General features: G+C 48.9%; 23 protein-coding genes. 18 read left to right on the top strand and 5 right to left on the bottom strand.

Annotated elements, in window-relative coordinates; genetic code table 11:
• The first annotated feature begins 35 nt into the window (after positions 1-35).
• Both DESHY_RS12700 and DESHY_RS12695 read left to right on the top strand, forming a co-directional pair.
• Complete coding sequence (locus DESHY_RS12700) at positions 36-728, top strand: response regulator (RefSeq protein ID WP_008413355.1); 693 nt, start codon at positions 36-38, stop codon at positions 726-728.
• Positions 725-2,209 carry a sensor histidine kinase gene (locus tag DESHY_RS12695; RefSeq protein ID WP_008413353.1) on the top strand — a complete coding sequence of 495 codons (1,485 nt, stop codon included), beginning with the start codon at positions 725-727 and terminating at the stop codon, positions 2,207-2,209. Before DESHY_RS12700 ends, DESHY_RS12695 begins: the two co-directional genes overlap by 4 nt.
• A gap of 26 nt (positions 2,210-2,235) precedes the next feature.
• On the opposite strand, the gene DESHY_RS12690 is transcribed toward DESHY_RS12695, so the two are convergent.
• The 3 genes from DESHY_RS12690 to DESHY_RS12680 are packed head-to-tail and all read right to left on the bottom strand — an operon-like array spanning position 2,236 to position 5,319.
• Positions 2,236-3,198, bottom strand: a complete 963-nt coding sequence (locus tag DESHY_RS12690) for an acyl-CoA dehydratase activase (RefSeq protein ID WP_008413351.1) — start codon at positions 3,196-3,198, stop codon at positions 2,236-2,238.
• 9 nt (positions 3,199-3,207) lie between these two features.
• Entirely contained in the window at positions 3,208-4,314 is a 1,107-nt protein-coding gene (locus DESHY_RS12685; RefSeq protein WP_008413350.1) for a hypothetical protein, read from the bottom strand.
• A gap of 6 nt (positions 4,315-4,320) precedes the next feature.
• Positions 4,321-5,319 carry an acyl-CoA dehydratase activase-related protein gene (locus DESHY_RS12680; RefSeq protein WP_008413348.1) on the bottom strand — a complete coding sequence of 333 codons (999 nt, stop codon included), beginning with the start codon at positions 5,317-5,319 and terminating at the stop codon, positions 4,321-4,323.
• A 174-nt stretch (positions 5,320-5,493) separates the two neighbouring features.
• Here DESHY_RS12680 and DESHY_RS12675 point away from each other — a divergent pair, with 174 nt between their 5' ends.
• Positions 5,494-6,048, top strand: coding sequence for an NUDIX domain-containing protein (locus DESHY_RS12675; RefSeq protein WP_008413347.1), 555 nt, complete (start codon positions 5,494-5,496; stop codon positions 6,046-6,048).
• Between the two features lie 103 nt (positions 6,049-6,151).
• On the opposite strand, the gene minC is transcribed toward DESHY_RS12675, so the two are convergent.
• Both minC and DESHY_RS12665 read right to left on the bottom strand, forming a co-directional pair.
• Entirely contained in the window at positions 6,152-6,835 is a 684-nt protein-coding gene (gene minC / locus DESHY_RS12670; protein WP_008413346.1) for a septum site-determining protein MinC, read from the bottom strand.
• Positions 6,836-6,945: 110 nt separating this feature from the next.
• Positions 6,946-8,397, bottom strand: a complete 1,452-nt coding sequence (locus DESHY_RS12665; protein WP_008413345.1) for an MptA/MptB family glycosyltransferase — start codon at positions 8,395-8,397, stop codon at positions 6,946-6,948.
• A 171-nt stretch (positions 8,398-8,568) separates the two neighbouring features.
• On the opposite strand from DESHY_RS12665, the gene DESHY_RS12660 reads away from it, so the two are divergent.
• The 15 genes from DESHY_RS12660 (at position 8,569) to miaA (ending at position 26,594) form a co-directional block, all read left to right on the top strand.
• Positions 8,569-9,312 carry a glycosyltransferase family 2 protein gene (locus tag DESHY_RS12660; protein WP_008413344.1) on the top strand — a complete coding sequence of 248 codons (744 nt, stop codon included), beginning with the start codon at positions 8,569-8,571 and terminating at the stop codon, positions 9,310-9,312.
• Complete coding sequence (gene rfbF, locus DESHY_RS12655) at positions 9,269-10,051, top strand: glucose-1-phosphate cytidylyltransferase (protein ID WP_008413343.1); 783 nt, start codon at positions 9,269-9,271, stop codon at positions 10,049-10,051. Before DESHY_RS12660 ends, rfbF begins: the two co-directional genes overlap by 44 nt.
• Positions 10,048-11,055, top strand: coding sequence for a GDP-mannose 4,6-dehydratase (locus tag DESHY_RS12650; protein WP_008413342.1), 1,008 nt, complete (start codon positions 10,048-10,050; stop codon positions 11,053-11,055). The genes rfbF and DESHY_RS12650 overlap by 4 nt, the downstream gene beginning before the upstream one ends.
• Positions 11,055-11,966, top strand: a complete 912-nt coding sequence (locus DESHY_RS12645; RefSeq protein WP_072866232.1) for an NAD-dependent epimerase/dehydratase family protein — start codon at positions 11,055-11,057, stop codon at positions 11,964-11,966. Before DESHY_RS12650 ends, DESHY_RS12645 begins: the two co-directional genes overlap by 1 nt.
• A 160-nt stretch (positions 11,967-12,126) precedes the next feature.
• The gene (locus DESHY_RS12640; protein WP_008413340.1) at positions 12,127-13,764 is read left to right on the top strand and encodes an AMP-binding protein; all 1,638 of its coding nucleotides are present in this window, start codon (positions 12,127-12,129) and stop codon (positions 13,762-13,764) included.
• Between the two features lie 73 nt (positions 13,765-13,837).
• Positions 13,838-13,996, top strand: a complete 159-nt coding sequence (locus tag DESHY_RS14330) for a hypothetical protein (RefSeq protein WP_162829795.1) — start codon at positions 13,838-13,840, stop codon at positions 13,994-13,996.
• Positions 13,997-14,162: 166 nt separating this feature from the next.
• Entirely contained in the window at positions 14,163-14,501 is a 339-nt protein-coding gene (locus tag DESHY_RS12635) for a thiamine pyrophosphate-binding protein (protein ID WP_008413338.1), read from the top strand.
• Between the two features lie 693 nt (positions 14,502-15,194).
• Entirely contained in the window at positions 15,195-16,574 is a 1,380-nt protein-coding gene (gene miaB / locus DESHY_RS12630; RefSeq protein ID WP_008413334.1) for a tRNA (N6-isopentenyl adenosine(37)-C2)-methylthiotransferase MiaB, read from the top strand.
• 32 nt (positions 16,575-16,606) lie between these two features.
• Entirely contained in the window at positions 16,607-16,984 is a 378-nt protein-coding gene (locus DESHY_RS12625; RefSeq protein ID WP_008413332.1) for a YlbF/YmcA family competence regulator, read from the top strand.
• Between the two features lie 129 nt (positions 16,985-17,113).
• Positions 17,114-19,729: a DNA mismatch repair protein MutS gene (gene mutS / locus DESHY_RS12620; protein ID WP_174269719.1), complete on the top strand. Its 2,616-nt coding sequence runs from the start codon at positions 17,114-17,116 to the stop codon at positions 19,727-19,729.
• Between the two features lie 177 nt (positions 19,730-19,906).
• On the top strand, positions 19,907-21,589 hold the full coding sequence (locus DESHY_RS12615) for a hydantoinase/oxoprolinase family protein (protein WP_008413330.1): 1,683 nt from the start codon (positions 19,907-19,909) through the stop codon (positions 21,587-21,589).
• Positions 21,586-22,941: a histone deacetylase family protein gene (locus DESHY_RS12610; RefSeq protein WP_008413328.1), complete on the top strand. Its 1,356-nt coding sequence runs from the start codon at positions 21,586-21,588 to the stop codon at positions 22,939-22,941. The genes DESHY_RS12615 and DESHY_RS12610 overlap by 4 nt, the downstream gene beginning before the upstream one ends.
• A 10-nt stretch (positions 22,942-22,951) precedes the next feature.
• On the top strand, positions 22,952-24,853 hold the full coding sequence (gene mutL / locus DESHY_RS12605; protein WP_048818160.1) for a DNA mismatch repair endonuclease MutL: 1,902 nt from the start codon (positions 22,952-22,954) through the stop codon (positions 24,851-24,853).
• Positions 24,850-25,644: a class I SAM-dependent methyltransferase gene (locus tag DESHY_RS12600; RefSeq protein ID WP_008413324.1), complete on the top strand. Its 795-nt coding sequence runs from the start codon at positions 24,850-24,852 to the stop codon at positions 25,642-25,644. The genes mutL and DESHY_RS12600 overlap by 4 nt, the downstream gene beginning before the upstream one ends.
• 2 nt (positions 25,645-25,646) lie before the next feature.
• Positions 25,647-26,594: a tRNA (adenosine(37)-N6)-dimethylallyltransferase MiaA gene (gene miaA, locus DESHY_RS12595; RefSeq protein WP_008413323.1), complete on the top strand. Its 948-nt coding sequence runs from the start codon at positions 25,647-25,649 to the stop codon at positions 26,592-26,594.
• Positions 26,595-26,632: the final 38 nt, after the last annotated feature.

The following is a 26,632-nucleotide window of genomic DNA, read 5'->3' as shown; positions in this document are numbered from 1 at the left end:
GGGGCTAAAACTATTTTATTAAGCAGGTGATGCCTATGCCCAGGGTATTGCTGGTGGACGATGAAGAAAAAATCAGAGATCTGGTCAAAGTTTACTTAGAAAAGGATGGCTTTACCGTAGTTGAGCATGACAGCGGCAGCGGGGTTGTTGACATGGTGACAAAAAATTCTTACGACCTGCTGTTGCTGGATCTTATGCTGCCGGGTGTTGACGGTTTGACTCTGTGCAAGGAGGTTCGAAAAACCTCACAGATTCCCATAATAATGCTGACAGCTAAAGGAGAGGAGATTGATCGGGTACTGGGCTTGGAAGTGGGGGCAGACGACTATATAGTTAAACCATTCAGTCCAAGAGAGCTGGTGGCACGGGTAAAAGCGGTTTTGCGTCGCTCTCATCCGGACCGGTTGCCCGTTGAAAAAAAACCGGCGGTTTTAGCTTTTCCTCAGTTGGTAATTAACCCGGAGTCCCGCACTGTAGAGTTTCAAGGCAAGGATATTACGTTAACCCCCAGGGAATTTGATTTGCTCCTTTACCTGGCTAAGTCACCGGGCAGGGCTTTTTCACGAGAAACTTTACTGGAAAACGTTTGGGGTTATAACTATTATGGCGACCTGCGCACTGTAGATACGCACATCAACCGCCTGCGTGACAAGTTAAATGTACAAGGGGGCAAACAGCTTATTGTTACTGTGTGGGGAGTAGGCTATAAATTTGAGGTGCCTAAATGAAACCCGGCGGTATTGTTAAAAAACTATGGCTGGCCACCACTTTATTGGTAATTTTAACCATGGGCCTGACAACCTTAAGCCAGTTGTGGCTGTTGGAGAAAACATATTATAGACAGCAGTCGGACAGATTGTTGACAGAAGCCCGGGCAGCTGCTGCAGACCTGGCTGAGGAGAACAACAGTCAGACAGTTTTTCAACAGTTGCAGGGTTTGGCCAACAGTTTACAGGCTACGGTGTTCCTCACCGACCGGGAAGGAACTATTGTGCTGACAGCCCGTTCCGGCTGGGGTCACGGCATGATGCACGGCATGGGTTTAGGTATGGGTATGGGTATGGGTCATCAGTGGCTTTCCGGCAATGTGAGTCAATCCCAAACCAAGGTGGATATGTCGCAAATACTGGCTGGCGCTGAGATAATCTACCGCGGGCATCATCCCATGTTTAACACGGAGATATTAACGGCTGCCGTGCCCGTTAAAAAAGCGGCTTCTGTAGTGGGAGCCCTGGTGGTTAATACCCCGTTGCAGCCTATTGATAACAACCTGCGGGCTTTGCAGGGGACCAGTCTGTACAGCCTGCTGGGAGGCTTGTTGCTGGCCGCGCTGGTCAGCTGGCTGTTATCCCGGTACTTGTCGGGACCGTTGCTGCAGATGCAAGAAGTGGCGAAATCCATGGCCCAGGGCGATTACAGCAGGAGGGTAGACGTGACCCGGAACGATGAAATTGGTTGGCTGGCCGAATCTTTGAACTCTTTGGCCTGCCAGTTGGCTGAAAAAATCAGCTTGCTGCGCCGGATTGACCAAACAAGGCGGGATTTTGTGGCCGGCGTTTCCCACGAATTACGCACACCGTTGACGATTATTCAGGGTAATGCGGAAGCTCTTTTGGACGGTGTGGTAAAAGACCCGGCCAAACAACGGCAGTACCTTAACAACATTTTAGAAGAAACTTTACGGTTGCGTCGATTAACCAGTGAATTGTTGGATATGCGAAAAATCGAGCTGGGTGAAGTGATTCTTAATAAGCAGGCGGTAGATGCGGTAAGTCTGTTTAACAGTGTGGTAAATAAAATGCAGGACCTGGCGGCAGCCAGGGGGATTGTGTTGCGCTTTGTGCCGCCGTCCCGGCCAATATTAATAACTGCAGACAGTGATCGCTTGGGCCAAATTTTAATTAACTTAACAGAAAACGCTCTGCGATTCTCTCCACCCGGCGGCGAGGTGCTGGTAACCTTGGCGGAGCACCGGCAAGCTCTTATTGCGGAAGTTAAAGACAATGGTCCGGGTATCCCGGAAGAAGAACAACCCTTTATTTGGGATAAATTTTACAAGGTAGATAAATCCCGCTGCCGCTCTGCTGGCGGTACCGGTCTGGGGCTGGCCATTGTTAAGCAGTTGGTGGAGCTGCACGGCGGTACCGTAAGTCTAAGCAGTAAACCGGGCCGGGGTACAACCTTCCGTTTTACCATTCCAAAGCAATAAATAATAGCCAGGCAAGCTGCCTGGCTCTATAAATCTGCAATATCCCATTTGCCGCAGCGGGAACCCCAGCGGCCAATGACCGCATCGTTTTCCAGCACCTCAACAATTTCGCACAGGTTAGAACAACTGTTGCATTCAAAGCTGCGTGTCAGATAAGAAAGATTGGTGACATCAAAACCTTTAAATTTAGTTTTGCCGCCCCGGCGGTTCAACTCTTCTTTGGCTAACTGAGCAGCGCCCAAGGCACCCATAACATTATAATACTTTGGTATTTGTACATCGTGTCCCAGAGCCCGTTCAAAGGCGGCTTTTATTCCCTGGTTGGCCGCTACCCCACCTTGAAAAAGTATAGGGGGTAATATTTCTTTGCCTTTGCCCACGTTGTTGAGATAGTTGCGGACTAATGCTTCGCATAAACCGTTGATAATATCTTCTACCCGGTGTCCCATTTGCTGTTTGTGAATCATGTCTGATTCGGCAAAAACAGTACAGCGGCCGGCAATTCTGACCGAAGAGGCAGACTTTAATGCCAGTTGACCGAATTCCTGAATGGGTATGCCCAAGCGGGCAGCCTGCTGGTCCAAAAAGGAACCGGTGCCGGCGGCGCAAACGGTATTCATGGCAAAGTCAGTTACCACCCCGTTGCGTAAAATAATAATTTTTGAATCCTGGCCGCCAATTTCCAACACCGTTTGAACATTGGGTTGTACCAGTGATGCAGCCACCGCGTGGGCCGTAATTTCGTTCTTTACCACATCCGCCCCGACCATCACACCGGCCAAAAAACGGCCGCTGCCGGTGGCGCCAACGCCGGCAATTTGCAGGTGAGCAGGAATGCTCGCCGCCACTTCTTTTAAACCGGCTTGCAGTGCTTCGATGGGGCGTCCCCGGGTTCGCAAGTACAATGAAGCCAGAACATTATTATCTTCAGTTACAATAACGATATTTGTGCTGACAGAACCTACGTCTATACCTAAATATGCTTTCATACACTTCTCCTAACCAGTTACAGCCGGATGGGTATCCAGACGTGCAAGTTTTTTTCTTCTTAATAAGTCCACAAAGGCCTCCAGACGGGTAGCCATACCTGCCTTGCCGGTTTGCTCATCCAAAAAGAAGGTTAGCACCGGAATATCATACTTTCGGCTTACTTTGGTTAACACTGTTTTGGAAACAATTTCGGGTATACAAGTAAAGGGGGCCAGTTGAATTACCCCGTCAAAACCCTGCAGGGCGTAGAGCACTGTATGGCCCACCGAATCCTGGCCATGGCCGCCGATGGCCACCGGAATCCAAGCCCGGGCAGCTTCGTGACAGGTAACCAGGTCTTTACTGTTTTTATTTAAGTTATCTTTGGTCCAGCCGGTCAGGAAGATGGAACGTTCCACTTCAACGCCTAAATTTCCTAATACTTCTTCAATTTCCTGATTGCTGGCCGGTTCCAGCAAAACATAAATCTCCCCAATCAAGCCTACTTTAAAGACCAGGCGGTCTGGATCCTGGGGAATGTTGTTTAATGCGTTAACAGATTCACGGTAAGCCTCGTCGATTTCCTGGAAAGTTCTGGCCTGATCCAGCCACTGCTGGGCTTGCCGGTAAACCTTAGAAGTGGTGCCGGTCACCAGTTCCCGGGGGCGTATTTTATGAGTTAATTTTTCTACGTTATCCAACGCTTTAAGTTTATGCCAACCTTTTTTAATGGCCTGATAGACAGCCTTGTAAGACAGCCTGGCACTGTTGAGAAAGTTAACCTTTTTTAAAAAGTCCAGCGGGTGCCGCAGGGGAGCTTCAAAACAAACCATGTTAACCTGATGGCCCAGCTCCTGGATAATCCTGTGATGCACCTGGGCATACAACCCCGCCCGGCAGGGGCCGTGGCCGCCGGAAGTAACCAGGGTGTTGGCGCCCATTTCAATGGTTTCTAAATAAGTGCCCAGCAAGATTTTAAAAGGCAAACAGGCAAACTCCGGGGCGTGCTGTACACCCAAGTCGAGAGTTCTCTTGCTGGGGCGGGGAGGCACAATTACTTGATTGCCCATTTCTTCCATCAGCATTTTAAAGGCAATATAAGAATGGCCCATGCGGGGAAATGTGACCTTAAGCATCTGCAACTAGCCCCCTTTTTTTCTACGCCTGACCATATCTGTAAAAGCCTCCAGCCTGGTAGAGATACCGGCTTCGCCGCTGTGTTCATCAATCATTAAAATCATAAACGGAATATGAGGGTATTTTTTGGCTTCCATTTCAATAAGCCGGTAAACCATGGCGTCAGGACCACAGCCAAAGGCGGTCACATAGATAATGCCATCCACACCGCCTTCCCGAAAAAAATGAAGGGCTGAACGGAAAGCCCGATCGCTGAAGGTCCAGAACATGTCTTTCGGGTAGGGGTGTTGTTGGCGGTACAAAACCCTTGGCGGCAAATTTTCAGTGGTTACTATTTGAACTCCCAAACGCCGTAATTTGGTTAACACGCCTACATTGATAAATTCATCATATAAATGATAAGGATAACCCAGAACAGCAAATTTAAGGGCGTTCTGAGGGGGAGCGGCACTAACATTCTTAGAGCCGCTTAACAGAGCAATGGCCTGATTAGGTAACAGACCTGACTGTAATAACTGGTGATAACGCTGTTCGGTTTTAATTGAATGATAAATGGCTTTGAGAATTTTCAATTTATCGTTGGTAAACTTGCTACCCAGTTGAAAAAAAGATTTGGCTAATTCGGTTCGCCTGGCTAAGAAACCCTTATAACGGTTATTGAACATAGTGTCAATAACAGGCGGCAGATGATGCAGGCTGTGTTTGATCATATCCGGTAAGCCTAAAAATTTTGGACAGTAAAGTGTTTTGCTGTTTAGACAGTACAGCCGGGGAACAAAAATAAAATCGGCTTTGTCCTTTAGGGAGAGGACATGACCAAAATAAAGTTTAATTGGCACACAGGCTTCCGCCAGCGCCTCTTTAACGCCTTCATCCAGCATTTGCCTGTTGCTGAGGCCGGAGGTGACAACCCGGACACCCAGCTCACTTAAGAAAGAACGCCATCTGGGGTAGTATATATAATATGCCAAAGCCCGAGGAATACCAACTGTAGCAACAGACATGTCATGCCCTCCTTAATTGCTCAGGAATTTATTTCTACATGCTCCATGAAACTCCTTCATAAAACAGGGGAACTTTCTTATCAACATTTGAATGCGAATTGCCCTAATGGGCAGGAATCTTTTATCCGGCAAGGAAATTAATGCAGTATATAAAATGACTGGAGGCTTAGTTATATGAAACATTTACAAGAAATAACATTGTCCTCGCAAAAAATATATGAGGGAAGGATATTAAACTTGCGGGTAGATCAAGTGTTGCTGCCTAACGGCAAGCAAAGCAGCCGCGAGGTGGTGGAATTTTCAGAGGCAGTAACAATTGTAGCTGTTACTCCGGAACAAAAAGTTTTACTGGTCAACCAGTACCGCTATCCGGTAGCGGAAATTCTGCTGGAAGCACCTGCCGGTAAAAAAGACCCCGGAGAAAGTCCTGAGTCATGTGCCCGCCGGGAGTTACAAGAGGAAACCGGCTATACCGCCGGCACTTTGCAAAAAATATGTGAGTTTTATACCACGCCGGGCTTTACCAATGAGTTAATGCACGTTTTTTTGGCCCGGGATCTGACACCGGGGCAGCAAAAACCGGATGAAGACGAGTTTCTGCAGGTAACCGAGGTTGACCTGCAGGAGGCCCTGGATATGATATATCATGGCCAAATAAGGGACGGCAAAACCATTGCCGGCTTACTGGCGGCATTTAACTTGTTGCAAAAAAATAACTTTGCCGAGTGAATAAAATTGCGCCGGCAGACCGTTTGCATCAACCTTCAGGCAACAGAAAACCCGGATACTCTGAGCAGTTCAGCAGTTCCGGGTTTGACTTTGCTGCCTTTTATTAGGTTGGCCGCCCGGCGGGACGGCTGCTGTTGTAAGATTCCACAATTATTTGACCGTCTTCCGAAAGATAAGCAATTTCCGGGTAGTTGGCCTGGTTTTGCTCGTAGGCCGGGGAGCAGGCAATGGATGTACCGATTCTTAACTGAGCCGGCGCGAGACGGTGTGCCACTACCCGGGCATTGGCATTACCGTTGGCCCCGGCATGCACCACACCACGCAAGCAGCCCATCACCAGTACATTACCGTATGCCACCACCTGAGCACCGGCATGAACATCACCCAGAACAACTACATGGCCGGGATATTCAATTTGCTGTCCGGAACGCAAACTTCTTTTCACCAAAAGGGTGTCACAATTGGCAGCGCAGTTTTGAGGCGCCGGCGACAATTGATTGGCGGGCTGATTATGGTTGGATGAAAGAGAAACCGCTGTATTTTGTATTTTTGTTTTGATTTCCGGTTGATGAATCAGCCCATATTGCAGACATATTTCTTCCAGTGCCCGCCTTTGTTCGTTTTCCACCGGCTCATGGTAAAAGGCGAATCTTGCTCCTTTAAAAAAGCCCCGGGCAGCTTCCATTTTCTTATACAAATTTTGTTTTATTTCTTCAAAATCCCGCTCCTGATCAACCAGAATTAATAAGCCGTGCCGGGTTCCTTTTATACTGACGGCTTCATTCATAGCCATACACCTGCCATTTTTTACATATAAAATAGTTTATTCGACTACAGACGAGCAAATCCTTCCGTTGTCGGGGAAAATTTGCTAAACGTTAGGTAATGGCAGATAATTTAATGCTTGGTATGTTTTTGTCGCAGCATCAGCAGCTTTTTATCCGAATAAACCCGTAACAGGCAATAGCACGGCAGGGGCAACCAGATAATTAAAAAGGCGGCCAGTTGTATGGTGATACCGTTATGTTGGGTTAACAACAGGGGGATACGAGACAATTCTGCAGTATATGACAATAACAGCAGCAGGCAAACAAGCGGGTGGGGCCATCGGATGAGGGCCGCCATGGGGATAAGCCAGGTCATGTACCAGGGTTGAAACCATTTGTTGGCCAGCAGCAAATATCCCAGTAAGATAAAACTACATGTCACAACAAGCCGGTCAAAGCCGTTTTGCCGTTCCGGGGCAACAAATTTTACAAGGTGGTAAACGTAAAACAACAAAAAGACCAAAAGCAAACAGTTTGCCGTTACAGCAAAAATAACCGTTTTAGGCAGTTGCCCGGGCCAGGTCTGTAACACCTGTATGATAACATAATGAAGGGATTTTAAGGAGTAGAAGTTCATCTGCCGTAACAAGCCTTTAAGAGTGGCAAACCCTTGCCAATAGGGGGTCCAGGCTGCAACCGTCAGAAACGCGGAGATTAAACAGCCGATTGCCAGGGCTTGATATTGTCTTTTCATTAACAACCACAGGAATCCCAGGGGTATTAACAAAACAGGTGTGTACTTAACCAGTGCCGCCATGGTTAAGCAGGGCAGGTGCCAGCTTGCCAAACCGCTGCTGAGGGCATAAAAGGACAGGAGCACAAAGGTGAGCAGCAGGGCGTCGTTATGGGCGTGACCGGGCAGCTCAAATAACAGCAGGGGGTTCCAGCCGTAAATAAGCATGGCCTGTGCGGCAGGCAAGCTCAGATGTTGGGCGGTTTTTCCCACCAGCAAGGTATTAAGCAAATGCAGCAGCGCAGCCCAAAGTTTAAACAGTGCCGCCGCCTGCCAGAGACGGTCGGCAGCAGCGGCAACCAGCCAGTGGCTAACCTTTGTCCACACCGGCCCGTAAACATTTAATAAAAAACCCCAGCGGGTGGTACTTAACAGCGGGTCAGCCGACCAACCGGCAACTTGATGAGCGGTGACAAAATAAGGATTAACTTGATAATAGTTTTGCAGGTGACCGATGGCGATGTAATAATAAACATCTTCACAGGCAAAGGGAAACATCAGGAGCAAGCAGGCTGTAAATACTCCGGTCCAGGCAAAGACTGTCCGGGGATCGGTTTCTTTTGTGCAATTTCTGATGGCTTGCAGGTATAAAATAAAAGCCAGGGTAAACACCAGGGTCAGTATTAACGGTTCCGTTATGCTGCTGACGGCAATACTTTGCAAAGCAAAATAAACATGATAATAGTCCTTAATACCGGCCCGGTTGATATACCCGACCATACTTGGCCACACCAGGACAAGCCAAACCGGCAGAGTCAGCCGCCCCCAGGCGGTTATTTTTTTTGTCATAACTCACCTTCCGTAAGTTACGGATGTAACGGTGGAAACCGTTACCTTATATTTTTCAACCTTAGTCAACAGTCCGCTCTATACCGCTTATTTCTCTAGTATATCCGGAATACTTTGGCAAAATGTGGGCAAGATTTTATTGTTTAAAAAACAAAGACAGGAGTAATTAACATGCCCCCTGCTGCAAAACTATCCCTGGTTTTACCCATGTACAATGAGGCAGCCAATGCCGCGGCGGTGGTAAATGAACTGATAGCCGCACTGGAAAAAGAAAAAATTTGTTTCGAATTAATTTTGGTAGATAACGGCTCCCGGGACGGTACCGGTTTAATCCTGGCGAAACTGGCGCAGGGTAATCCTGCTGTTAAAGTTGTCAGGGTGCCCAGAAATCTTGGTTATGGCTGGGGCATCATTAACGGCTTGCGCTGGGCCGCCGGTGAGTACCTGGGCTTTATGGGAGGAGACGGGCAAGTTGACCCGGCCGATGTGCCCAGGGTGTTCAAACACCTGCTGGCTGGAAACTTCCAGCTTTGCAAAGTTAAACGGCAAAAGCGACAGGACGGATTGCTAAGAAAACTGGTTTCCCACATATTTAACAAACTTTTTGTATATACATTTAAGGTAAATGTTGGCGATATTAACGGTTCACCTAAAATAATGACCCGTTGGTGCTATGAAAATCTCAATCTTTGTTCAAAGGACTGGTTTTTAGATGCGGAGGTAGTGCTTAAAGCCAGTTACTTAAATTTGTCGGTAGGAGAAATACCGATAGTTTTCCGCCGTCGTCAGGGCGGCAGATCAAGCGTGCGGCCAAGAACTGTATGGGAATTTCTGCGCAATATGACAATTTACCGCATAAGGGGTGTTTTGCGTGAAGGTGGTGATTTTGTGTGGCGGCAAAGGAACCCGGCTTAAAGAAGAAACCGTGGTTCGCCCTAAACCGCTGGTGACCATAGGCAACAGGCCTATACTGTGGCACATTATGAAATACTATGCTCATTTTGGCTTTAAAGATTTTATTCTTTGCCTGGGCTATCTGGGAGATATGATTAAACAATATTTTCTTCAGTATGAAATGATGAACAGTGATTTGACCATCCGTTTTTCGCCGCAGCCACAGGTGCAAGTTCACTGCAGCCAGACCATTGACTGGCAGGTGACCCTGGCGGATACCGGCATTAGCGCAATGACCGGTTGCCGCTTAAAAAGAATAGAGCAATATATTGCTGAGGACAGTGATTTTATGGTTACTTATGGCGACGGCCTGGGCAATGTTAATTTGCATGAGTTGTACCTTTTTCACAAAAGTCATGGCAGCCTGGCTACCGTAACCGGTGTACGGCCTTTATCCCGGTTTGGGGAATTAGAGGTAAGGGGCAATACAGTAACTTCTTTTCGTGAGAAGTCACAGGTAAAAAGCGGGTGGATTAACGGCGGTTTTTTTGTTTTCCGGCGAGAATTTTTCAACTATTTAGTTGACCAAGAAGATTGTGTATTAGAACGTGAACCACTGGAACAGTTAGCCCGGGAGGGACAATTAAAAATTTTTAAACACAAGGGTTTTTGGCAGTGTATGGATACCTATCGTGATATGGAACAGCTAAATGCCTGGTGGCAGCAGGGTAATGCGCCGTGGGAGGTGTGGCAAACATGAGTCAATGGCAGGGAAAAAACGTTTTAATAACCGGCTGTACGGGTTTCATTGGCAGCCGGTTGGCTAACAGGCTGGTTCAGTCAGGGGCTCAAGTGGTGGGCATCATCCGAGATCATGTGGCAGCAAGCAATCTTTTTCAAAGCGGTGTTTTCAACCACATGCAGGCTGCTTATGGTGATATTACAGACTTTCACTTTGTTAACCGGGTGCTGGCAGAATATGAAATAGACACGGTTTTTCATTTGGCTGCCCAAACTATTGTTACCATTGCCAACCGTTCGCCCCTTTCCACCTTTGAGTCTAATATTAAAGGCACCTGGACTGTTTTGGAAGCCTGCCGTCTTTCTCCCACCGTGGAGAGAATAGTGGTAGCATCCAGCGATAAGGCTTACGGGCGGTCAGCCGAGCTGCCTTATACAGAGGATCAGCCGCTGCAGGGCAATCATCCCTATGATGTTTCTAAATCATGCAGCGATTTAATTGCCCAGAGTTATTACCAAACCTATCGACTGCCGGTGGTAATCTCCCGGCTGGCCAATGTTTATGGCGGCGGAGACTTAAATTTTAACCGGTTGGTACCGGGCACCGTCCAGGCGGTATTGGCAGACCGGGCGCCTACCATTCGCAGTGATGGTTCTCCCCTGCGTGAATACCTTTATATAGAAGATGCGGTAGCTGCCTATTTATTACTGGCAGAGCATCTGCACCGCCCGGCTGTGGTGGGTCAGGCCTTTAATTTTGCGCCCCACCACCCCATTTCAGTGCTGGAGATGGTTCAGACGATAATTAAAATATCCGGAAAAAACCTTAAGCCGCGCATACTGGGTCAAAGGACGCCGGCCGCTGAAATTGAACAGCAGTACAGTGACAGCAGCCGGGCCCGCAAAATTTTACAATGGCATCCCCGCTGGGGTTTAGAAGCGGGTTTGGCTGATACGTTGGCCTGGTACCGTCAATACCTTGAGGGAGTGAAAGACTTGGGGTCAATAAAAAACGTGCGCTAATAACCGGAGCGGGCGGCTTCATCGCTGCTCACCTGATAACACGCTTAAAGGCGGAAGAAGTTGAGATCCTGGGGTTGGTCAGGCGCCGGAAAAATGTAAGGCTAATTAATACTGACGCAACTTTCGTCACGGCAGATATCCTGGATTACCCCACCCTCAGTCAACAAATCCGGCATTTTCAGCCTGAGATGGTTTTTCATTTAGCAGCCGTCAGGCCCACGGGACGTTCCTGGTCAGCCATTCAACAGGCCTATCAAACAAATCTGCTGGGTACCATGAACTTGCTTCGTTCACTGCAGGATACCGGTTGCCGGGCGGTGGTTTTGTTGGGCAGCGCGGCTGAATATGGTCGGGGGGCAACGCCCTACCGGGAACTTGACAGGTTACGGCCGGTATCAGCCTACGGTGCTGCCAAGGCCGCTGCCACTATGCTGGCCGGTTTGTGCTGGGAATATTTTAAGCTGCCGGTAGTTGTGCTGCGGCCCACTCTGGTTTATGGCCCGGCCCAGGGAGAACATCTGTTTTTAAGTCAGTTGATGAGATCTCTTTTATACAAGCGACCCTTTGCCATGACAGCAGGTCAACAATACCGGGATTTTGTATATGTGGCCGATGTGGTGGAAGCCCTGTGGCGGGCTGCCAATACTCCCCGGGCTGCCGGAGGTGTTTTTAACATCGGCAGCGGGCAGTCGGTGTCCTTGCGGGATGTGGCAGAAACGGTCGGCGCCCTGACCGGCGGGACAGATCTCTTGCGCTACGGGGCTAAGCCTTACGCGGCAGAGGAACAGTTTGCTTATTGCGTAGATATAAAATTGGCCCGGCAAATTTTACAATGGCAGCCCGCCACTTCGCTGGAACAAGGTCTGACAACCACCCTTCAATGGTACCGCCAAATACTTAATAAAAATTAAAGAGGGCCTCGGGCCCTAAAATTTTGTCCATTTCCTTGACATAATCTGATATAATAAATTTTATAATTAGTCAGTCAATTGCGCGGTAGATCTCGAATGGTGTTGACTAAAAACACAACCCAGGATTTATTTGCGGCATAAAAACGGAGGGAGTATTTGTATGACCAACAATATGACAGATTATGAAAAAGAGCGACAATGTTTTCAATGGGATGTACCGGAGTATTTTAATTTTGCCACCGATGTGGTCGATAAATGGGCTGGCAATCCGGACAAGCTGGCTATGTTATGGGTGGATGAACACGACCGGGAGGTTAAACGCACTTTTAAAGATTTTAAAGATCGATCCTGCCAATTGGCCAACCTGCTGTCTGAAAAGGGCGTACAGCCCGGTGATGTTGTTATTTTAATTATGCCTCGCTACATAGAGTGGTGGGAGTCTTTTCTGGCTTGTTTACGGGTGGGCGCCATAGTCAGCCCCGGGACGGTTCAATTAACAGCCAAAGATTTGGCCTATCGCATTAAAACTGCCCGGGCGGTTGCCTTAATCACTGATGAAAAGACTGCCGCCAAAGTAGATGAAATTAAAGACATCATACCCACCGTAAAATTTAAAGTAGTGGTAGGGGAGCCCCGGGAAGGCTGGTTGCATTATCAGTCATCCATAGAAAAATATCCTGCTCAGTTTAGTGCCGTTAAAACCAAAAGTACAGACGGGGCAATTTTATTCTTTACTTCCGGCACCACCGGCAACCCTAAAATGACTCTGCACACCCATGCCAGCTATCCATATGCCCATAAAGTTACCGGTAAATATTGGCTTGATCTTACACCGGATGACCTGCATTGGAATTTATCCGACACCGGCTGGGGTAAAGCAGCCTGGAGCAGTCTTTTTGGGCCCTGGCATCAGGGGGCAGCGTTATTTGTTCACCATGAAAAACGTTTTAACACCAAGCGCTGTCTGGAAGTATTGCAAAAATACCCCATTACCACCTTTTGCGGGGCACCCACCAACTATCGCATGCTGGTGCTGGAAGATTTGTCCCAGTATAAGTTTCCCACCCTGAGAAGCTGCACCGGGGCAGGGGAGCCGCTAAACCCCGAGGTTATAGAAATTTGGAAAAACCACACCGGATTAACTATCCGTGACGGTTACGGCCAGACTGAAACAGTTTTGGTGGTAGGCAACTTTCCTTGTCTGCCGGTAAAACCCGGAGCGATGGGCAAGCCGGCACCTGGCTTTGAGGTAGAAGTGATCGATGATGCCGGTAATGTACTGCCGCCGGGTAAGGAGGGTGATATTGCCATCAGGGTTACTCCGGCACGGCCTGCCGGATTGTTTAAGGAATACTGGCAGGAACCCGAGCGAACCCAGCGTTGTTTTCGGGGTGACTGGTACATCACAGGAGACCGGGCCGTTAAAGATGAAGACGGATATTTCTGGTTTGTCGGCCGTGCCGATGATGTTATTCTGGCTTCCGGCTACCGCATCGGGCCCTTCGAGGTAGAAAGCGCCTTGATTGAGCATGATGCTGTGGCGGAATCTGCGGTGGTGGCAAGCCCGGATGATTTGCGGGGTGAAATAGTTAAAGCCTTTGTGGTTCTGGCTGAAGGTTATCAACCCTCACCCCAGCTGGTTAAAGAACTGCAGGATCATGTCAAAAAAGTTACCGCACCTTATAAATATCCACGGGAGATTGAATTTGTAGATGCTTTGCCGAAAACTGTCAGCGGAAAAATCCGCCGGGTGCAGTTGCGGGAGATGGAATGGGCGAAAAAAGGCAAGAAACGTTAGTATGTTAGTATTATAATAACAAGGCACCACTTCCGGTGGTGTTCAGAGTGTCGACAAACATTAGCGGTGGTTTATGATCCCCTTTGGCTCCGGTCTACGCACCGACAGCACTATGATTCGCTCCGGTGGCCCTTGGGGTCGCCTCAAACGGGCCATCCTGGCCCGGTTCGGCTGGCGCCCACGTCCTGTGGGCGCCACCCCAAGGGCTCCTTTCGCTCATCAAGTGCTGTGACCGGTGCTTCGACAAGTCGCCGACAGGGGATCATAAAACCATCTCACTTTGTTTTACAACCTTTGTCTACAGTCTGGGCACCACTTCCGGTGGTGCTTTTTTGTTGGGTTTTTGCATGGGCCGGACGGAATTGGCAAAACTAAAATAACTTAAGGGAGGTAAGATTATGTCCAAAACTGTGGCTCATGTGATGGTGGAACAACTGGCAAGATGGGGGATCAAACATGTTTTTGGCGTAGTTGGAGACGGTATTTTTCATTTGCTGGATGCCCTGGCGCGTCAGCAGACCGTTCGCTTTTATGCGGTACGCCATGAAGAAACTGCTGCCCTGATGGCCGCCGCCTTTGCCAAGTTAACGGGCCAACCGGCAGTGTGTATCGGCACTACCGGACCCGGTATGGTGCATTTATTAAACGGCCTGGCGGATGCTGCTAAAGACCGGGTGTGCACCGACGGTTGTGCCGGGAACAAAGATGAACTGAACCGTGGCAGTCACGGGACATGAACGGCCAAGACTAATATTACCGGATTTTCAGCTGGGTGGCCAGTAATGCCAACAAAAATAAAATAATACTGCCAATGATAAGCAGATATAAATATGAACCAAGTTTTAGCATGTTATCACCTCAGTGCTGTTAATTAAAACAAGACAAAAGTCCCTTTAAATATGTCTTATGGTTGATATTTTTTACTCTGAGCGAGGATTTATAATAAGATTAGGGTTTTATAATTTTTATTAAAACGTGTTACAAAAGGCCTGCAGATTACGTCTTGGTAGAAAAACAGAAAGATTTAATAAATAGTTCACACCACCTTAATAACCGGTATGTATAATTTAATCAGGTATTGCTGTAGAAAGGGTTGAAAATCGGGATGAGAAAAATGCTCATTGCACTGTTGTCAATGGCCATCCTATTGTTGGCCCTGTGGGTTGTTCCTAACATTTCCCTGGATACCACAGCCATCATGGAAGTTATCTTAAGAAAAGGATTATTATAATTTGATCTGGAGAACCCGGTCGTTACTGAGCCGGGTTCTTGGTTTTTGGCTAAATATAGCTTTTACCGGGCTATAAATAAGTATTTTTCTGAGATAATTTCCCCAAAATATAACATATGGTTTGCAATCACGCTGTAAATATGGGAAAATGTAACTGCTGCAAAGTAATTATGCCAACTTTAGGAGGCTTACATATTGCATGGCAGAAAAAATTGACTATCTATCACCGGGAAAGAAGATTAATGGTTGTAAAAAGTATTTAATCCAGTCCTTTGGCTGCCAGATGAACGAGCGGGATGCCGAATCCTTGTCCGGTATCCTGGAGGATCTGGGCTACCGGCCGGCTCAGAAACAGGAAGAGGCGGATATAATTATTTTAAACACCTGCTGCGTTCGTGAAACCGCAGAAAACAAAGTATACGGTTTGCTTGGGCGGTTAAAAAAATTAAAGGTGGCTAAACCTGATTTAATTTTAGGGGTTTGCGGCTGTATGCCGCAGCAGGAGGATGCTGCCAGAAGGTTGCGTCAGGGTTTTCCCTACGTTGATATAATTTTCGGCACCCATAATATTCATGAATTGCCACGCATGATTCAGCAAGTACAGCAGGATCACCAATCGGTATTTGAAGTTTGGGCTGCTGAGCAGGGAATTATCGAAAATATACCGGTGCGCCGCAAGGACAAGCTGAAGGCCTGGGTTACTATTATGTATGGTTGCAATAACTTTTGTACCTATTGCATTGTTCCCTATGTGCGGGGGCGGGAGCGGAGCAGGCAGCCGGATGATATAATTAAAGAAATTGCATCTTTAGTACAGGAAGGTTATCAAGAAGTTACACTACTGGGACAAAATGTAAATTCATATGGTAAAGATTTAGCTGCCAATTATCGTTTTGCGGATTTGCTGCTGGACCTGGATAAAATTCAGGGGCTGCAGCGGATCAGATTTATGACTTCCCATCCCCGGGATTTTGATCAAAGTTTAATTGATGCCATTGCCTCCACCACAAAGGTGTGTGAACATTTCCACCTGCCCGCGCAGGCCGGCAGCAACCGTATTCTTAAGTTGATGAATCGTGGTTACACACGGGAACAATACCTGGACCTGGTGCGGAGAATTAAAGCCGCTTTTCCCAGGGCCAGTATTACAGCGGATTTAATGGTGGGTTTTCCGGGCGAAAGCGAAGCGGATTTTGCCGACACCCTGGACCTGGTGCGGCAGGTTCGCTACGACAGCGCTTTTACTTTTGTTTATAACATTCGCAGCGGTACCCCTGCTGCCAAAATGGAACAGGTGCCGGAGGAAGTAAAAAGTGATCGAATCCAAAGACTGATACAATTACAGAATCAAATTTCCCTGGAAAACAATCAACAGGAAGAAGGTAAAGTTTTTGAAGTGCTGGTGGAAGGGGAAACCAAAAATAACCCTGACCTGCTGGCCGGCCGCACACGTACCAATAAGCTGGTTGTTTTTCCCGGGGCTAAGGAGCTAACCGGCCGACTGGTACAAGTTAAGATTACCAGGGGCAGGTTAAACCTGCTAGAGGGAGAACTGGTGCTTGCGGGTGCCATTAATTGATTCTCTGATCATTACCAGGGGAGGTGACATGGATGAGTGATTTAGTATTGGAAAAAGCCTTAGAGCTGGGCAAGCTGATTGCAGATTCCGAAAAGTATAAAATCATGCGGGAAAAAGAAGCTGCCATGATGGCAGACGCTGCTGCTGTTGAATTAATAGAAAAATTCCAGCGCCTGCAGCAATCCCACCACATGATGCGCATGCAGGGTCATGAATTAACGGATGAGCAGCTTAGTGAAGTATATGCCCTGGAAGACCAGATGATGGAAAATCATCACATCAGGGAGTTTGCAGAAATCCAAGATCAGTTTCAAAAATTCCTTAATGAAGTTAATGAGCGCATAAGCGAAGGAATTGAAGGCAAACCAAAGGAACAACACAATTGTGCCGCTTGCGGCCCGTATTCTTGAGGCTAAAGCTGCTGTCGCAGGTCTGCGACACTCACGAAAAACCCCCTGGGGATGGTTTAATTCCCCAGGGGGTTTCTTTATCATAGCAGCAGTTTGGTCTTATGGTATAATTGGGTACGGGAGGAGATAATTGTGGCCTTAACGCCAATGATGCAGCAGTATTTGGAAATAAAAAAGCAATTTCCCGATGCCATATTGTTTTTTCGCTTGGGAGACTTTTATGAAATGTTTTTTGAGGATGCCAAACTGGCCGCCAAAGAATTAGAGATTACTTTAACGGGGCGGGATGCCGGAGAACCGGAACGGGTTCCTATGTGCGGTGTGCCGTTTCATGCGGCGGATAACTATATTGGTAAGTTAATAGATAAAGGATACAAGGTAGCAATTTGCGAACAGGTGGAAGACCCCAGGACTGCCAGGGGTATTGTCAAACGTGAGGTGGTGCGGATAATTACGCCCGGCACCCTGATTGACGGAAGCATGTTAAGCGAGAAAGACAACAATTACTTGGTGGCGCTCTGTCAAGCAAAGCAAGACCTTTACGGCATGGCTGTAACTGATTTGTCGACCGGGTTATTTCAAGTCACAGAGCTGTCCGGCAGTGGTGCCGGAGACATCCTGCTGGATGAGATAGTACGTTTATCACCCCGGGAAGTGTTGCTGGATCAAGATATGATGAAGGATGCAAGGGTGGCTGCGCTGCTTCAAGGACTGCCCTCCACTACCCTGACACCTTTCCGGCTCAACCTGGATCAGGCCGGTTGCCGGCAAATTTTGCAAAATCATTTTGGGTCAGACAAGCTGGCCAATTACAATGAAAAACAGGCTTTGTGTTTGGCAGCTGCCGGTTTGCTCAGTTATTTAACAGAAACCCAAAGGCGCAAATTATATCATATTACGGAAATTACCTGCTATTCTCCCCGGGCTTATATGATGTTAGACGGCATTGCCAGGCGCAACCTGGAAATCACTAAATCTTTACGGGACGGGGGAACCAAGGGAACTCTGTTAGGGGTGCTGGATAAAACCCGTACCGCCATGGGGGGGCGTCTTTTAAAAAGTTGGTTGGAGCAGCCGTTAATTAACCTGTCAGATATTCAGGCACGCCTGGATGCGGTGGAGGAACTGGTGCATGCTCTCCTGCTGCGCGAGGAACTGGCAGGGGCTTTAAAACAAATCTATGATTTAGAGCGGCTGACCGCACGGGCAGCATACGGCACCGCCAACGGGCGGGATCTGACCGCCTTGTTGGGCTCGCTGGAGAAACTTCCTTCCCTGTACCAGGCACTGCAGCAGAGCCGTAGCAGTTTGCTGCGCAGTATCAGCAGACAGTTTGACACTTTGGACGACCTGAGAGATTTGCTGTCTGCTTCCCTGGCGGACAACCCGCCGGCATCGCTGCGGGACGGCGGATTAATTAAAGACGGTTATCACCCGGAAGTTGACCGGCTGAGGGCGGCTGCCAGGGACGGTAAGGCCTGGCTGGCCGGTTTGGAGGCCCGAGAGAAGGAAAAAACCGGCATTAAAAATTTAAAAGTGGGTTTTAACAAAGTTTTCGGATATTATTTGGAGGTAACGAAAGCCAATCTCCATGCCGTGCCGGATTATTACCAGCGCAGGCAAACCCTGGCCAACGCCGAGCGCTATATTACACCCGAATTAAAAGAATATGAAAGCATGATTTTAGGAGCGGCAGACCGCTTGGTAGAGCTGGAATACGATTTATTTACGGAAATTCGCGGCAGGGTGGCTGATCAGGTGCAGAGAATTCAAAAGACGGCTGCCCTGATAGCACAAATTGATGTATTGGTATCACTGGCCGAAGTGGCGACCGCCCGTGGTTATGTAAAGCCCCGGTTATCTGATGAGGGTGTAATTGAAATTACGGAGGGAAGGCACCCGGTAGTGGAAATGACTCTGGGGCCGGGACGCTTTGTGCCCAATGATACCTGTTTGGATACCGCCAACCGGCGGCTGTGTTTGATTACAGGACCCAATATGGGGGGGAAAAGCACCTATCAGAGACAGGTGGCTTTAATTGTCCTGCTGGCCCAGGTGGGAAGTTTTGTACCGGCTTCAATGGCCAAAATCGGGATTGTTGACAGAATTTTTGCCCGGGTTGGTGCTTCGGATGATCTGAGCTCAGGACAAAGCACCTTCATGGTAGAAATGTTCGAAACCCGGCAAATACTTGATAACGCCACTGCCCGCAGCCTGGTTATTATTGATGAACTGGGCAGAGGCACCTCTAACCTGGAGGGTATGGCGATAGCCCAGGCGGTTATTGAATACCTGCACGATGTGGTAGGTTGCCGGACGTTATTTTCTACCCATTATCATGAATTGGCCGAACTGGAAGGTTTGCTGCCGGGATTAAAAAACTATGCTACCGCAGTGCAGGAACAAGGTGACCAGGTGGTATTTTTGCGAAAAGTGGTACGGGATAAGGCCAGTAAAAGCTATGGCGTACACTGTGCCCGATTGGCAGGATTGCCCGGCCATGTTATTGAAAGAGCTGCCGAGCTGGTGCAGCAACTGGAATACCGTCAACGGGCCGCCCAAGAGGTGGTGGCGGGGAAAAATCAGGTTGCCGTATCCGGGCAGGAACAAGCGCCGGCATTATTTACAACCGAGCAGGATTGGTTGCGGCAGGAAATATTAGCCCTGGATCTTACCAATATGACGCCGCTGCAATGCTTAAATTACCTGAGCGGTTTGCAAAGCAAACTGCGCAATAACCAATAACGCTGCTTTATCGGGGAAAGCCTTGGCGTATGGCTGTTTACCCGGTAAAAATGATTATTTTTTGTACAATTAAAAATAAGAATATGATAAACTTGGTATATGATATCCGTTCTGGAGGAATAAATGTTATTCTGCAGAGGATATTGAATGATCCTTGCATTATAAGGAGGCCTCGTCATGCTGATCGGCATTGATGTTGGCGGTACCTGTACCGATGCTGTCCTGTTGGATGGCGGTGCTGTGCGTGCTACCGCAAAGGTGGAAACCCAGGATGATTTATTATTGTCCCTGGGGGATGCGCTGGACAACCTGTTAAAAGGAATACCGGGCAAGCAGATTCAAAGGGTTGTTTTTAGTACCACCATTGTCACCAATCTAATTGCTGAAAAAAAATATGATCCGGTGGGCTTGTTGTTACTGCCGGGTCCCGGCCGAACCTTGATGGAATTTCGGCAGCAGGAAGATGTTTTTTTCTTAACCGGAGCCATTGATTACCGGGGCAGGGAGATTATTCCGCTGGCTGAGGATGAGTTGGTCAGAGCTGTTGGCTGGTTGGAGGAAAAGGGTTATCAAAGGGTGGCTGTGGTAGGAAAGTTCTCCACCCGCAATAATGCGCATGAGTTGCGGGTGGCTGAATATATCAAACAACAGCACCCGGACTGGCAGGTGGAGATGGGGCACCGGGCAGGTGGCAGGTTAAATTTCCCGCGGCGTATTGTTAATACGTTGCTCACCTGTGCTACCCGGGATAAATACCGTTATTTTGCCAATGCGGTACGTGATGCGATGGCCCGCCGTGATATCGGTGCCGATGTATTTATCTTAAAGGCTGATGGCGGTACTTTGCCCCTTGTTTTTTCAGAGCAAGTGCCTGTAGAAACGATTTTTTCCGGTCCCGCCGCCAGTACTCTGGGTGTACAGGCATTAACCCCGCCGGGAGAAACTTCCCTGGTAGTTGATATCGGCGGCACTACGACCGACCTGGCCCTCATCTTATCGGGGCAACCGCTGCTGGCTTCCCGGGGAGCGAAAATTGGCGATCGTTATACCCAGGTCAGGGCATTGTCGGTCCGTTCGGTACCGGTAGGTGGCGACAGTGTGGTAGAACGGGTTGGCAAAGAACTGATTATTTATTCCGAGCGAGTCGGTCAGGCTTACTGCCTGGGCGGGCCGTTGCCCACACCCACCGATGCCCTGCGTTACATGGGCATGACGCAAATCGGGGATGCAGACAGAGCCCGGGAAGCTATGCAGAGTCTGGGTGACCCGATGGGAATGGGCCCCATGGAAGTGGCCCACAACATTGTTAATCTGGTTATTGATACCATAGTTTCCGAAATCCAGCAGATGTTTGTAGAATGGGAGCAGGAGCCGGCCTACCGGGTATGGGAAGTAATGCAGAAAAAAAAGCTGCGCCCGCAAAATGTGGTGGGGGTAGGGGGCGGGGCTGCCGGCTTTGTGCCGCAAATTGCCGCCCGCTTGGGTTGTACCCCTATTTTACCTCCTTACGCTCCGGTTGCCAACGCCATTGGAGCAGCAGTAGCCAGGCCCACTTTACAAGTAAGCCTGCTGGCAGATACCGAACGTCAGATTTTTATTGTGGAAGAAGAAGGCTACCAGGGCAGGTTAAGCGGCCGGCTGGATGAGATCGGGGCGGTTGAATTGGCCAAAAGCTGGCTGATGAAGCGGGCGGCTAATATGAACTTGCTGGAATATGTAGAGGAAATTGAAATTACCAATCGGGATGTTTTTAATATTGTACGCGACTGGCGTACAACCGGCAGGTTGTATCATATCTCGGTTCAAACGCCCAGGGGCATTCTGGGACACATCGGTTCCGGGGGGAGGTTGATAAAATGATTAAAAAAACCGGCATTATTTTCTTTCCGGCCTTTGACTGGGCTATTTCTGCCACCCACCCGGAACGTGAAGAGCGTTTGCTGTATACCCGGGACCAGATGTTTGAGGAAGGTATTCTCGATCTGCCGGAAATTGAGGAGTTTTCTCCCAAATTGGCCTCTCCGCACGATATTTGCCGGACGCATTTTTGTGTGCCCACAGTGAGTGACCAGGTGTTGGAGGCCCACCGTATTGCTGCCGGCGCAGCCATGCATTTGGGAGATAAAATTATGAATCAACAAATTAAAAACGGCTTTGCCCTGGTTCGGCCGCCGGGTCATCATGCCATGCGGGTCGTGCATGGCAACCGGGGTTTTTGCAATATAAATAATGAAGCAGTCTTGGTGGATTACTTGCGCCGAGCCTATGGCGTGAAAAAAATTGCCATAGTTGATACGGATGTTCACCATGGTGACGGCACCCAGGATATTTTTTATCATGATCCGGATGTGCTGTTTATATCATTTCACCAGGACGGTCGCACCATCTATCCCGGCACCGGTTTTACTTATGAACTGGGCGGCCCCGGGGCATATGCTGCCACTGTTAACATTCCGCTGCCGCCTGGTGTCACGGATAGCGGGCTGCACTATGTAATGGATAATTTAATTCTGCCGATCCTGGCGGATTTTCAACCGGATTTTTTAGTTAACTCTGCCGGACAGGATAATCATTTTACTGATCCCCTGGGGCAAATGCGCATTACCGCCCAGGGATATGCCCGGTTAACCGAAAAGTTAAAACCGGATCTGGCTGTTTTGGAAGGCGGTTATGCCATTGAAACCGCATTGCCTTATGTAAACCTTGCCATTTTACTGGCGTTGGCCGGCAAGGATTATTCATCGGTAGTGGAACCGGAATACCGGCCTGATCGCTTTAAGGAAAATCCCAAGGTGACCTCCGAAATCCATCGAGTGGTGGAAGAATTGCAGGAAATCTGGTCTAACCGTCACAAAACAGACAAATTTATGCTGGCCAACGGGGCTAAATTTTACCAGCGCAGCAAACCTATTTATTACGATACCCAATTTATAGAAGAAAAACAGTTTGAAAAGGTACGGGTCTGCCCCCAGTGTCCGGGCTACATCATCCTTGATTCGCAGGCTTATCATCCCGACGGTAAGCGTTATCACGTGCTGGCGGTGACTATTCCGATACAGGCTTGCAAATACTGTCAGGAAGAGGCCTGGGATGTTTATGAGCAAAACAAACAGGATTACCGATTTAATTATATATATATGCAGGATAAGTCTACTGATACTTTTATGATGTACCGGCGTGAGGAACGTCAGGAGTTTCGTTCAGACGGTTAGGGGTGACATGTTGGCAAATATCATTGTACTGGATGAAACCATTGCTAACCAAATTGCTGCCGGTGAGGTTGTGGAGCGGCCGGTTTCTGTTGTTAAGGAACTGGTGGAAAACAGCCTGGATGCCGGTGCTCAGCGTATTTCCGTGGAATTGACACAGGGCGGGATAACCGGCATTAAAGTGGTGGATAACGGCTGCGGTATGTCAGCCCAAGATGCCGCCCTGTGCTTTCAACGGCATGCTACCAGTAAAATTCGCCGGCCCGAGGATTTAAACAGGATCAATACACTGGGCTTCCGTGGCGAAGCCCTGCCCAGCATTGCAGCGGTGGCTCGGGTAACTTTAACCACCAGAACGGCCGGCGAACTGGGAGGAACAGCGGTCCGTATCGAGGCCGGCCAGATTAAAGAGATTGCTGCGGTGGGCTGCCCGGTGGGAACTACGGTAGAGGTAACAGATCTTTTTTTTAATACTCCGGCCAGAAGAAAATTTCTTAAATCGGTTGCTGCGGAAACCGGCCAGATCAGTGATTTGTTAGCCAAGTTGGCTCTGGCCAGGCCGGATGTTCGTTTTGAACTGCGCAGCGGCAACAGGATACTGTTTGTCAGCCCCGGCAGCGGCTCCCTCAAAGATGCTGCCGCTGTTATCCTGGGTGCTGCTAATTTAAACAGCATGTTGGAAGTTAACTGCCAGGGAGAGTTGCTGGCTGTCAAGGGCCTGATAAGCAAGCCGGTGCTGACCCGAGCATCCCGACAATATCAAAATTTCTTTATTAACGGCAGGTATATTCGCAGTAGTTTGTTTTCCAATGTTTTACAACAGGCTTATGAGAACCAAATACCCGGTGGGCGTTTTCCCGTGGCTGTGCTGCACCTGACTATAGATCCTGCCCAGGTTGACGTAAATGTTCACCCTACCAAAATGGAAGTGCGTTTGGCCAGAGAAAAAGAAGTTCTGGACGAACTGACGGCAGCCCTGATCAAGCCTTTGCAATCAACCGGCGCCATTGGCGGGTTGTGGGAAAACATGCCGGCAAGGCGTCATGAAAGACAGGCTACGCCCTCCTTGGCGGGGTCAGTCTATAGCGAGCAAAGGGCCGCAGGTGAGCCGGCCCCGCCGGCTGCCGCAAACCGGCAGACGGAGCAGCAACATGTTGCGGCCGAGAAAAGCGGCGGTGCAATTAACAGCCGGCAGCTGCATTTTGCTTTGCCGCTCAAATCCAACCCAAGCATGCCGCCGGTTGAACAAACTGAAAGGATAACCGAAAAACAGCAGGACCGGGCGGACTCATCGGAGAATATTTTACTGGAACAACAAAAGGACTACCGGCCGGCCGTTTTTTTCCCTGCTTTAACGCCAACCGGGCTGCTGCCACCCACTTATGTCCTGGCTTACGGCGAAGGCGGCCTCTACATCATTGATCAGCATGCCGCCCATGAACGGGTTTTATATGAAAAATACCTGCAGCAGCTGCAGCAGGAAGTTGTTGCGCAAATGCTGTTGACACCTGTTCCCTTAGAAATTCCGCCTCACGAAGCCCAATTGACGGTGCGGCATATCCTGGATTTTAACAAACTTGGTTTTATAGTGGAACATTTTGGCGGAGATACTTTCTTATTAAGAGGTATACCGCCCCAGGCTGCCCAGGCACCCGGCGAGATATTTATGGATCTGCTGGCCTTGCTGCAGGAGAGTCCTTCCCGTCAAATCGACATGTCACTGGTAATCGATCGTTTGGCGGCCTCGATGGCTTGCCGTGAGGCGGTAAAAGCGGGGAAAAATTTGGGCAGCCTGGAAATAAAGGCGCTGCTTTCGGGTTTGGCCGGCTGCCGTCAGCCCTTTACCTGTCCCCATGGCAGGCCCACCCTGATCCAAATTTCCCATGAGGAGCTGAATAAAAGGTTCAAACGATGATACAATCCCTTGTTATTACCACCGGTATCCGCAGGGCGGCAGAGCTGGAAGCAAAGGCGTTAGCGTTAAGCCGGGAACTGAATATTCCCTATGTGCGTCGGGGTAAGCAGTCTTTGGCCGCAATCCGGCAGGCAAGCGGTGCAGCGGCTGTTATGCTGCTGTCCTGTGAAAAATTATCTCTGGTGGTGGACGACAAAGAACTGTTTTTTCATCCAGGATTAGCCAAACTGCGTATAAAGGAAATCCAGTCTGGGAAAACTGACCAAATGATCAGTGCAATGAATCTGCAAGCAGGGGATGCGGTACTGGATTGTACCCTGGGTTTGGCGGCGGATGCACTGGTAGCCAGTTATGTGGTGGGCCCGGCAGGAACTGTTGTAGGCTTGGAGGATGCCGCACCGGTGGCGTCCGTTGTTCGCCTTGGTTTACAGTCTTATACCGGAGAAAAGCCGGAGATTTTAAAGGCCATGCGACGGATAACAGTGATCCCGACAGATCACTTGACATATTTGAAAAACCTGCCTGCCAACTCCTTTGATGTGGTGTATTTTGACCCCATGTTTCGGGTGGCCAGGGAAAAATCCAGTTCCATGGCACCGTTGCGCCTGTTTGCCAACCACAACCCCCTATCCAGGGAAGCTGTGGCCGAGGCTGTTCGGGTTGCCAGAAAGAGAGTGGTGATGAAAGAAAACAGGGGCAGTGACGAATTTAAAAGACTGAACTTTCCTGCCGTACAGGGAGGAAAATATTCGCCGGTGGCTTACGGCATTATAGAAAAGGTGGTGCCGTAACAATGCAGGACTTGCGGCCTTTAGTTGTCATTGTGGGGCCAACGGCGGCGGGGAAGACCGACGTAGCTATTGAGTTGGCCAAACTGGTGCGGGGAGAAGTTATTTCTGCTGATTCCATGCTGGTGTACCGGGGTATGGATATCGGGACGGCCAAGCCGACCCTGGCCGAAAGACAGGGCATACCCCATCACTTAATTGACATTGTGGAGCCAGACCAGGAATTCAGTGTGGCTATGTTTCAACGGGCTGCCGAAAAGTTAATTATAGAAATAACAGACCGGGGAAATTTGCCCTTGCTGGTGGGGGGCACCGGATTATATATCCGTTCAGTCATTGATCACTATGATTTTACCCCCGCTGACGGTAATTCTGAATTAAGGGAACAGCTAAAACAGCAAGCGGCCAGGTTGGGCAACCAGGCTATGCACAGGCAACTGGCGGCAGTGGATCCGGTGACTGCTCAAAAATTGCATCCCAATGATATCAGGCGGGTAATCCGGGCTCTGGAGGTATATTATCAAACCGGCAAACCAATTTCAGAATACCGGTATGTACAAAAGAACAATCTTCCCAAGTACCGCTGCCGAATGTTTGGCTTAACCATGGACCGGCAGCTGCTTTATCAAAGGATTGAACAGCGGGTTGATCTGATGCTGCAGCAGGGACTGGTAGAGGAAGTCAGGCAATTAATGGAGCGGTATGATACCTGGGGCACCGCCCTGCAGGGGTTGGGCTATAAGGAGATAATTGCCTACTTAAAGGGAGAGTGCACGCTGGCGGATGCGGTTGAACTAATTAAGCGGAATACCCGGCGCTTTGCCAAGCGGCAGCTAACCTGGTTCAGGGCGGATAAGCGAATTCACTGGCTCTGCCTGGAAAATTACAGCGATAAAAGTAAGTTGGCCCGGGAAATTGCTAAACAAATAGCAGGAGAATTAGTCAACGCGTAGAACACTTGTTATGATATAGAAAGAAAATATTTTCCAAT

It is taken from the genome of Desulforamulus hydrothermalis Lam5 = DSM 18033, from assembly GCF_000315365.1.
In the GTDB taxonomy this organism is placed as follows: domain Bacteria; phylum Bacillota; class Desulfotomaculia; order Desulfotomaculales; family Desulfotomaculaceae; genus Desulfotomaculum; species Desulfotomaculum hydrothermale.
This window is presented reverse-complemented; position numbering and strand designations above follow the sequence as displayed.